The 9,407-nt window shown below is 66.6% G+C and carries 7 protein-coding genes, 1 tRNA gene and 2 pseudogenes; 4 read left to right on the top strand and 6 right to left on the bottom strand.

Features of this window, described 5'->3' with window-relative positions:
* The first annotated feature begins 623 nt into the window (after positions 1-623).
* Positions 624-708 (top strand) — tRNA-Leu (locus tag APZ21_RS11640).
* A gap of 58 nt (positions 709-766) precedes the next feature.
* Positions 767-1,372 carry a hypothetical protein gene (locus tag APZ21_RS35555; protein WP_239476586.1) on the top strand — a complete coding sequence of 202 codons (606 nt, stop codon included), beginning with the start codon at positions 767-769 and terminating at the stop codon, positions 1,370-1,372.
* 78 nt (positions 1,373-1,450) lie between these two features.
* Here APZ21_RS35555 and APZ21_RS35550 read toward each other — a convergent pair.
* The 6 genes and pseudogenes from APZ21_RS35550 to APZ21_RS11615 form a co-directional block, all read right to left on the bottom strand.
* Positions 1,451-2,347: pseudogene (locus tag APZ21_RS35550) on the bottom strand (recombinase family protein); the annotation flags it as partial.
* On the bottom strand, positions 2,344-2,652 hold the full coding sequence (locus APZ21_RS33930) for a hypothetical protein (RefSeq protein ID WP_156370998.1): 309 nt from the start codon (positions 2,650-2,652) through the stop codon (positions 2,344-2,346). The gene APZ21_RS33930 and the pseudogene APZ21_RS35550, both read right to left, overlap by 4 nt.
* A 263-nt stretch (positions 2,653-2,915) precedes the next feature.
* On the bottom strand, positions 2,916-5,882 hold the full coding sequence (locus APZ21_RS32910) for a PrgI family protein (protein ID WP_082393026.1): 2,967 nt from the start codon (positions 5,880-5,882) through the stop codon (positions 2,916-2,918).
* A complete protein-coding gene (locus APZ21_RS11625; protein WP_476739082.1) occupies positions 5,879-7,132 on the bottom strand; it encodes a TrbL/VirB6 family protein in 1,254 nt (417 codons plus the stop codon). Before APZ21_RS11625 ends, APZ21_RS32910 begins: the two co-directional genes overlap by 4 nt.
* A 41-nt stretch (positions 7,133-7,173) precedes the next feature.
* A complete protein-coding gene (locus APZ21_RS11620; protein ID WP_054813297.1) occupies positions 7,174-8,094 on the bottom strand; it encodes an IS3 family transposase in 921 nt (306 codons plus the stop codon).
* Positions 8,091-8,387: a transposase gene (locus APZ21_RS11615; protein WP_054813296.1), complete on the bottom strand. Its 297-nt coding sequence runs from the start codon at positions 8,385-8,387 to the stop codon at positions 8,091-8,093. Before APZ21_RS11615 ends, APZ21_RS11620 begins: the two co-directional genes overlap by 4 nt.
* A 58-nt stretch (positions 8,388-8,445) precedes the next feature.
* On the opposite strand from APZ21_RS11615, the pseudogene APZ21_RS11610 reads away from it, so the two are divergent.
* Positions 8,446-9,096: pseudogene (locus tag APZ21_RS11610) on the top strand (HalD/BesD family halogenase); the annotation flags it as partial.
* 17 nt (positions 9,097-9,113) lie between these two features.
* A partial coding sequence (locus APZ21_RS11605; protein WP_162240329.1) for an alpha/beta fold hydrolase occupies positions 9,114-9,407 on the top strand: 294 nt, incomplete at its 3' end.

Raw genomic sequence — 9,407 nt, 5'->3', positions numbered from 1 at the left:
CACTAGCACCTCAAGCTAGCGCGTCTGCCATTCCGCCACCCGGACCGGTGTGCTCCGCAAGGTTAGCGGATGCGGGGGCGGGGACCAAATCGCGGTACTGCCGCAGGTCGAGGCAACCGATGCCCGCCGTTGGTAATCTCCGACGTCAAGAGGCGAAAGAGCGTCTACCTGGACTGAGAACATGCGTTCGACTTCTACGGAGTCGTCGTACCAGCGAAGGTCGAATACAGGCGGTCCCGTATCTTCGTGCTGCCCTCCTCGGGAGGCGTGGTATGCGCCCTCGGCGAGGCGCGTCGCGATGCCTCGGCGGTGGATCCCGGGAAGTCGGCCGCGATGGTCGCGAACCCACGACCTCGAGTCTGCCGCAGGACCTCGGGCAAAGCCGTCTCACTGCCCGCCTGTGCGTCCAGAAGCCGGAGCGACCAGACGGTCAGCACTTCCGGCTCATTCGTTGCGAATCTCGCTCGCAGAACCGGTGCCGACCGAACCTTGTTCGTGCGGCGACACAGAACCATCGCGGCGATCCGGCCTGCGATTGGCGTTCACTGCCGATCTATGTCTAAGATTCCAAATCGCCGGTGACATCGCGAAGTCCACTGCAACACAAGAGAACACATCCACCGGTCCGGGTGGCGGAATGGCAGACGCGCTAGCTTGAGGTGCTAGTGCCCTTTATCGGGCGTGGGGGTTCAAGTCCCCCTCCGGACACGACCAGTACGCCAACCTGCGGTCGCGGGTTGGCTTCTGCTGTGACTTCACGTGTTTCGTGATTGTAGGTCAGTTTCAGGCCGAGTTCTCGGTATACCTCGAGTTTGTCGCCGGTGTCGGCGGCGCGCAGGATCGTCAGCAGTCCGCCCAGGGCGTCGACCAGTTGGCGTATCTCCTCTCGGCTCATCCGCCGGGTCGGCTGTGTGTGCTGTGTCGTGGCGAGTTGAGCGACGAGGGCCGCTCGTTCGCGGTAGACGTCACTGCTCCACGTAGCGACCATTTCGGTATCTGCCCCGGCTTCGAGTGCGGCCCGGTGTTTGGCGAGTTTGCGGTCGCATTCGGTGATCGCGCGTTGCAGGTGGTTGGGTGCGGCCATGGCGTCGGGTTGTGCGGTTTCGAGTCGGGTCAGGGTGTGTTCGAGGTGTTCGGGTTCGAATATCTCGGCGAGCCAGGTGTCGACGGGGTCGATGAGTTGGTCTTCTTTGAGGAAGACGTTGAGGGGGTGGTCGAGGTGGTTGGCGAGGGCGTATTCGCTGGGGTAGCGGCAGCGGTAGACGGCTGCGTTGTGGAACCAGTTGCCTTGCATTTTGCGTCCGCAGGTTTCGTGGATGACGAGTCCTTTGTAGGCGTAGGGGTGGGTGCGGCGGACTGCTGTGTGGGGTGAGCGTACGGTGCGTGTTCCGAATTTTGCTTGTGCCTGTTCGAAGGTTTCTTTGCCGATGATGACGTCGTGGACGAGTTGGTCGGAGTAGACCCAGGTCGATTGCGGGTTCCAGGCGAGGTGGGTGTGGTGGCCGAGGGCGACGTCGTCGACGTCGATGAGTGATTCTTGTTTGCGTTGTTTGTTCCAGACCTCGTGGCCGGTGTAGCGGGGATTTTTCAGGATCGCCCGGATAGCGCTTTTCGACCATGCGGCACCGCTGCGGTGGGAGTTGCGGGCGCGGTCGTGGGCCGAGGGGCAGGCGATCCCGTCAGCGGTGAGACGTTGAGCGATGGCGAAAACACCGAAACCGGAGAGGTATTCGCGGTAGATGCGTTGCACGACCGGCGCGGTGTCGGTGTCGGCTTGCAGGCGGTGCAGTCGTTTCCCGTCGGCGGCTTTGCCGGGGTGTGGGTGGGGTCCGGCGTCGGCGAGGCGGTAGCCGTAGGGTGGGCGGCCCCCGAGGTATCTGCCCTCGACCTGTGCTTGGGCGGCCATCGCGGCACGGACGCGGATCTTGATCCGGCTGCGTTCGCCTTTGGACATGCCACCGAAGACGGACATGATCAGGTCGTGGGCTTCGGAGTCGGGATCGATCGGCCCGCCGACCTCGGGGACCCACAACGCGACGCCGTAGTGGGTGAACACCGGGAAGGTCAACGAGAATTGATTGCCGTAGAAGGCGCGTTGAGGTTCGCCGATCACGACCGCGTCGAATCCTCGATCGGGAGTCTTGAGCAGGTTGAGTAGTTCGGCGGCGCGGGGGCGGCGTTTCCAGGGGATCGAGCGTGACTGGCCCACGTCGAAGAATTCGGTGACGATCTCACCGTGGCGTTCGGTCAACGCCCGCGCACGAGCGATCTGCCAGTTCAGTGACGTCTCGGGGTCCTGCTGGTCTTCGGTGGACACCCGGCCCAGGAATGCGAAGCGGATCGTCATGCTGCCCGGCTCCCATACTCGTCGTAGTCGGTGTCCATGTCGGCACGATGGTCGGACTCGGCGGCGACATTACGGATGAGACGCAGCAGCCGCGCGGCAGCGGGCGGCGACAGCGTGGGCGGGTCGGCGGGCACGACGACCGTGACGGGCGTCTCGGCCCTCGATTCCGCAGTTGTCGACTCGGCTGCGGCTCGTGCATGGGTTGAATATGGTTGTGCTGGAGAGATATCCATGCTGGTCCTTCGAGACGATGATGGGTTGTCGTGTGGTGTCCGGCGGTTCGATTTCAGGTGATGCGGGTCCATGAACGCTCCCCATACCGGCCGTCGTCAAGCCGACCCCCGGATTGCCGGGGCCACCACCGGGTTTTCGCTCGATGATGTTCACCGGGCGACTCGTGTCAGCGGGTAGCGCAACAGAATTCGGATTCAGGCACCGGTGCCGGGCTGCGTGATGATTGGGGCGCAGGCATATAACGGTGGCGGTGTGATCGGGGTTCGGGGCCGGGTGGACATGCGTCGTGCCGGGTTGCACCGCAACCAGACCGCGCGGTGGTGTCGATCCGGTCTCATGCTGCGTGCTCATCGTGATCCACTTCCTCGCCGCTCCGGGTGCCGACATCGTCGCCGAGATCAGTGGTTGCTGTGGCAGCGTCGGGTTCGGTGAGTGGTGCCAGTGGCCGGTCCAGGTCGATGTCAGTGTCGAGTTCGTCGGCCGAGGCGAGTTCGGCGGGATCGGTGGTGATCGCCTCGTTCTCGGTGGGTGAGGCCAGTGATCCGAACACGGCCCGTTCGGCACCGACTGCGAGTAGTCCGCTTCCGCGTGCCGCCGACAGTAGGAATTGTTGCTCGCCCTGGGAGAGCCGGAACGCGGCGGCGACCTCGTCGATGGCTTGAGGGGCTTGGCGGAGCAGGATCTGGGTGGCGGCGTTGGCGACGATCGCGCGCCCGAGTTCGGTGGACAGGACATCGGCGCTGTCCTGGGTGGCGACGGTGAGCCCTGCCCAGTGTTTCCGGAAGCTCTTGGCCGCTTTGAACAGGAACTGCGCGGCGGCGGGTTGACGCATGAGCAGCCATGCCTCATCGACGGTGACCATCCGGGGCCGTCGATCGGCTGGGCTCGATACTCGCCGCCACGTCGCGTCCAACACCAGCAGGGTGCCGATCGTCTTCAACTCCTCGGGCAACTCTCGCAGCGAGAACACCACCAGCCCGCCCTCGGGGTCGGTGGTGGTCGGCCCGTCCAACAACCCGGCATAGGCTCCGCCACCGACGAAGGGATGCAATGCGGCGGCCAACTCCTCGGCGGCCGGTGTGGCGAGCCTGTCGAGTTGGTCGCGTAGTCCGCTCAAGGTCGGGGCGGGCCGTGTCCAGGTGGCGGGATCCTCGGTGATCCCGACATCGGCGTAAGTGGCGGTCAGGGCGGTGTCCAGGGCGGCGCGTTGGGTGGAGGTTTGGTCGCCGAGCAGGACCGCGATGAGGGTGTGCAGGAACAGTTTCCGGCGTGTGAGGGCGTCGGCGGGGGCGCTGCGGCGGCCATCATCGGGACGGGTGTGGATTTCCAGGTCGAACGGGTTGAGGCGTTGCCCGGGTGCACCGAGCTGGATGTGGACACCCCCGACCGCGACCGCGAGACGCCGGTATTCGTCCTCGGGGTCGATGACCACCTGCTCGATACCGCGATAGAGCGAGCGCAGGATCTCGGTCTTGACCAGATACGACTTCCCCGCACCACTGCGACCCAGGACCACCATGTTGTGGTTGTGCATCTCGGGAGCGAACCGGTCCACGAACAACAACCCCGAGGCAGCATCACGTCCGTAGAGCACTCCCTCGGGACGAGTCGCCTGCACGGGATCGGCGGCAGGCAGCTGCGGGGAGTCGAACGGGAACGCCGCGGCGAGGGCGGCGGTGTCGAAAGTGCGCCGCACCCGGATCAAATCCAAGCCCAGGGGCAGGGTGGTGGCCCAGGCTTGCGCGGCGCGGTAGGCGAGGGTGCAGGTGTCCACGAGCAGGCTCGCCGCCAACGCCCGCACGGCGGCGACCTCGTCGGCCAGCTCGGTTTCGCTGTCGGCGTGCACGGTGAGATACACCCCGACCCGGAACAGGCGGGCCTCGGCGCGGGCGACGCGGGCGGACAGGTCGGCGGCGTCCTCGACCGCAACGTCGATCTGCGGGTCGGTCAGACGGCCTCGGTTCGCGTCGTGCATCCGAGACGACTCCAACCGCGCCAACTGATTACGGAGTCGGGTGGCGGCGGTGACGGGGTCGACGGGGTCGACGTGTACGGCGACCTCGACGCGGCCGGGGTGGGTCAGCAGGGGTGCGAGCCATCCGGCGGTGACTTCTCTCGGGTATCCGGTGACCGCGAGCGTGGCCGCCCAATTGCCACCGATTTCGAGGTGGCGGGTGCCGATCGTCAACGACTCCGGCCCGAACCCGGTTGCGGTCGCGAAAGGATCGACGGAGGCGGCTTCGGTGTCGGTGTATCCGGCGGCGGTGATGATCGCGTCGCGGGGTGCGGCCTCGGCGGCGGCGGAGACGAGGCGTTCGGGGTCGGCGCTGGCGTGCAGGACGGCGGCGGCCTGGCTGTCATCGAGAGCGGTGACCGTGATCCCCAACGCGGCGAGGGTTTCGGCGGCCTCGTTCATGCGCCGCAGCAGCCGCGACTCCGCACCCCGACGAGCGGCGACCGACACACCGCGGCGAGCACGGCCACGCCCGAGCAGTCCGCGCAGACCTGGACCCGGCGAGGTCGCGGCGACCGGATTGGCGAGTGGTTCTCTCCAGATCAGCAGGACCTGGCGGCGGGTGAGGTGTTCCCCGCCAGCGAGTTCGGTGAGGTGGGCGGCGTGGTCGTGGGCTGCGGCGGTCAGGTCCGGGGACATCGTCTCGGTGGCGGTGCGCAGGGCGGTGATGTGTCCGGTGAGGTCCAGGCGTGCCGAGCGGATGAGGATCTGCACGGGTTGACGCAGGGTGTGTAGCCAGCCCGCGAGTTGCCCGACGAGGCTGTCCTGTTCGGTCGGGGTGCGCAGCGCGAGATTGAGGGTGCCCGCGACCGCGACCACCGCCAACCCGTCGGCCCCGAGGTCGAGCACCCCGACACCACCGGCACTGCCGGTGACCGACTCCGGCAACCGCAACTCCCGCTCCGACAAGGTGGTCGGGACAGGCCGGCGAGTCCCGCCTCGTGTGACACGCTCGGTGATCCAGGTCGGCGCCGCGAGCACACCTGTCCCGGATCCGGCCACGAGGTGACGTGATCGGGCGCGGTGTCGGATCGCGGCCACCAACAGCAGATCGGCCGACAGACCGTCGCGGCGAGTCAGGACCGCGACAGTGACCACGGCCGCGATCGGTGCGACCACGGCCAGGAACACCAGTGGCGCGACGACCGTGCGGGTGGCGATCCACACCGCATACAACAACAGGGCAGTGGTGGCGAGGAGCGCGACTTGGCGGGCGGTGAACGGGCCGAGCAGTCGATCACCGCGTTCGACATCGGCGGGAATACGGACAGTCGTGGTCGTGGTCATCGGAGTGTGCCTCCTCGGGGAGCACGCGGGGTGCGGCGGCGCACGGGCAGATCGGGCATGGGCAGGTGCAATTGCCGACCCACCGGCCGTGGCGGTGTCGGCGGGGGCGGGGTCGGTGGTGTGCGTGGTGGCGGTGTGGCCTTGAGGCGGGTCACCGGGAACGGGAGCGGGTACTGCCCGCTGCGCGTCGGCCGGACCCGCTCGTACGGATCGCTAGGAGACGGCGGTGGGGATGGGGGTGGTGGCGTGAAGTCGAAGGCGAGTTGTTCGGGTCGGCGGGCGCGCGGAGTAGTCGTCGGCCGCGCCGGTGGCCGGGCAGGTTCGGGCGATGGAGTCGGTCTCACCCTGTTCACCGGGATCGGCAACCGGTACTGGCCGTCGCGCCCCGCACGGGTGCCTCGGTAGGGGTCGGGTGGGGTGAAGTCGAAGGCGAGTTGTCTGCCACGCCCCGGGCGGCGAGCCGGTGTGGTGGTCTTCGACGCGGGAGACTGTGCGGCGGTGGCCGGGTCGGTTCGCCGCTTGACTCGCCGCACACCTTCCAGCGGCAGCATCAACTGCCCGTCTCGGGTGGCGCGCACCCGCGCGTACGGATCCGGCGGCCCGGTCACGGCGCGGCGCGGCGCGACCGGGCGAGGGCTGGTCGTGCTCGCGCCGCCTTTGAGCAGACCGAATGTCTTGTAGGTGAGATAACTGCGCGCGACCGACCCGACGAAGCTGCGGCCCTGCCCGATCCGTAGCACCGACAGCAGCCAGAACGGGATCTTGATCAACACCCCCATCAACGCGAGCGCGACGATCAGGTCCACGATCCCGTCCGCGTTGGGTCCGAAGAATCCCCACCCGCCCGGGGTCAGGAACACCCGCAGCACCGTCACCAACGTCAGTGACTGCACCACCTGGATCGCCAAACAGGCCGCGAAGGAACGCCACCACCACCGGGCCACGCCCTCCAACCCCGGCAACGCATGACACATCAACAACAAGGGGGCGGCGACGATCAGGATGATGGTCACCGAGACCCGAACCACGTAGGCGACCAGGAGCAGAACGAGCATCACCATCAACGCGACCATCAACAGCAACGCGAAGACCCCGCCGTTGCCGTCGGTCGCGCTCAGCTCGGTCAACGCTCGAGCCGCCGAACCGGAGTCGACTCCCTCACCCCCGAGCCCTGTAGCGAGGGCGTTGGCGAACCCGATCGCGGTCGTCGCGATGACCATGCTCATCGCTCCGGCGATGAACCCGACCACCACACGTGGTGTGTCAATCCCCTCGAAGTGTGGAGGCTCCTTTATGCGGCCTCGTCCCGTGACAGGGCTGCTGCCGAGGCCGCCCGGACGGCGGCCATGTGGGTTTCGTAGTTGATCGGCGACATTCCGCCGCACAGGCTGTGGCGGCGGGTCGGGTTGTAGAAGCCGGTGATCCAGGTGACGATCCGCAGCGCGGCTTCGGCGCGGGTGCGGAAACGGTGCCGATGGACGAACTCGACTTTCAGGGTGGAGTTGAACGATTCGGCCGGGGAGTTGTCCAGGGCCGAGGCGACTCGGCCCATCGACTGCACGACACCCAGATGCCGGCACAGGGCGTTGGTGGCCGCGGCGGTGTATTCGCTGCCGCGGTCGGAGTGGAAGATCACCCCGTCGATCGCATCGAATCCGCCCCGTGTAGCAGCGGCCATTTTCATTGCGGCACAAGCCAGTTCGGCATCATGGTGGGCGCTGGTGGCGTAGCCGAGCAGCCGACCGGAGAACCTGTCCTCCACCGAAGCCAAGTACAGTTTCCCCTCGCACGTGGGGATTTCGGTGACATCGCCGACCCACAGCACATCCTGGGCGACGGCGGTGAACTGCCGCCGCACCAGATCCGGTGCCGCCGCCCGTTTCCCTTGCCGCGTGGTCGCGGGTCTGCGTCCGACCTTCCTTGCCACCCATCCATTTTCGGCCATCAATGCCGCGATGGTGTTGTCGGAAACCCGCCAGCCCTTCTCCCGCAATTCGAGGCCGATCCGCGGGCTGCCGTAGGTGCGGCCGGAGTCCCCGAACTCCTTGCCGATCGCGGCGGTCAACTCTTCACGGCGCTGCTGGCGCTCGGTGGGCTCACGGTCGTTCCACTTGTAGAACCACGACTCGCTGACCTCGAGAGCGCGGCAGGAAACGGCATGCGGCACACCATGTTCGGTCCTCTGGGAGGCGATGAACCCGGCCACGCTCACTTGGTCGCCTCCTTCACCCACAGGACCACTGATCGCTTGAGCACATCACGCTCCATCGCCAGCTCGGCGTTCTCGCGCCGCAACCGCAGCAACTCGGCCCGCTCGGACTCGCTGAGCCGATCACCGGGCGCACCTTCGCGCTGCTGCCGGTCCCTGGCCACCCACGTGGTCAGCGTGCCCTCATTGACTCCCAGCTCACGGGCAACCTGCGCGACCGGCCGCCCCGTCTCGCGCACGATACGGACCGCTCCCTCACGGAACTCCGCATCGAACTTACGTCTCTTCTCCGCCATCTGGCCTTTCCTCTATGGTCCGGCCTCCACGATATGAGGGGAAACGCAGCTTGTCCGCCGTGGGTGCGTGTCGGTGTCATGGCTGATTCCGGCGCTCGTGCGGTATGCCGTTGCAGCTGAGGCGGTTCGGTTGGCGGCAGGATCGGCGGTGCGCCGCGACATCGCGTTCGCTGAAACGGAGTTCACGCCCCGCCGCATGAGGAACGTCAGCCGGGCGCAGATTGCGGAGAACGGAGTCACGATCCAGCGCGTCTACGAATCGGCTTCCGTGGTGCAGGCGGTGGCCGCAGTGGCCGGGGAGCCGGTGTATCGGTGTCCGTATGAGCCCGAGCAATTTGTGATCACTCAACTGGACCGACCTGGCGATACTCATGGATGGCATTGGGATGACTACCGTTTCGCGCTGGTGTGGGTGGCAGAATGCCCAGAATCCATCGACGGCGGATTTGTCGAGTTCGTCCCGAACACTGTCTGGGACAAGCAGCGGCCGGGGATCGAGCAGATTCGTCGTGATCGAACTGTGCACAGGTTCGAGGTAGGGGCAGGGGAGGTTTACCTCATGCGGACCGATACGACCTTGCATCGAGTGCACCCGATCAGACGGGGTCGACGCACAATCGTGAACATGGCGTTCGCGGCGGAAGAAGAATTGTGCAAACCCAAGTCGCACGAGACGATGGACGCGCTGTGGTCGATGACTGGACATTGAGCGAACGGAGCTGGCCGGTGGAGCATGTCACGGTGCATTCGGCGGACGGTGTTCGACTCGATACCGCCCTTCATCCCGCGTCCTCCGATGCCGCCCGCGGGGCGGTGTTGCTGGTCCACGGGATCACCGTGGATATGGGTGAGGGCGGCGGGATGTTCATTCGCTTGGCTGAGCAGCTGGCGGCTGCAGGGTTCGATGTGATGCGGTTTTCGTTCCGCGGCCACGGCGACAGTGGCGGCACATCGCGCGGGGTAACGGTGGCTGGGGAATGTCTCGATCTGCAGGCCGCTGTGGAGATTGTTCGTGAACGC

Origin of the sequence: Nocardia arizonensis (genome assembly GCF_001310275.1) — a bacterium.
Taxonomy (GTDB): Bacteria; Actinomycetota; Actinomycetes; order Mycobacteriales; family Mycobacteriaceae; genus Nocardia; species Nocardia arizonensis.
The sequence above is the reverse complement of the archived record's forward strand: the minus strand, read 5'-3'. Positions and strand labels throughout refer to the sequence as shown.

Bases quoted from the DNA above. Each gene is read 5' to 3' on its own strand.
- APZ21_RS33930 (WP_156370998.1), bottom strand. From the start codon at position 2,652: ATGGACCCGCATCACCTGAAATCGAACCGCCGGACACCACACGACAAC.
- APZ21_RS11615 (WP_054813296.1), bottom strand. From the start codon at position 8,387: ATGGCGGAGAAGAGACGTAAGTTCGATGCGGAGTTCCGTGAGGGAGCG.
- APZ21_RS32910 (WP_082393026.1), bottom strand. From the start codon at position 5,882: ATGACCACGACCACGACTGTCCGTATTCCCGCCGATGTCGAACGCGGT.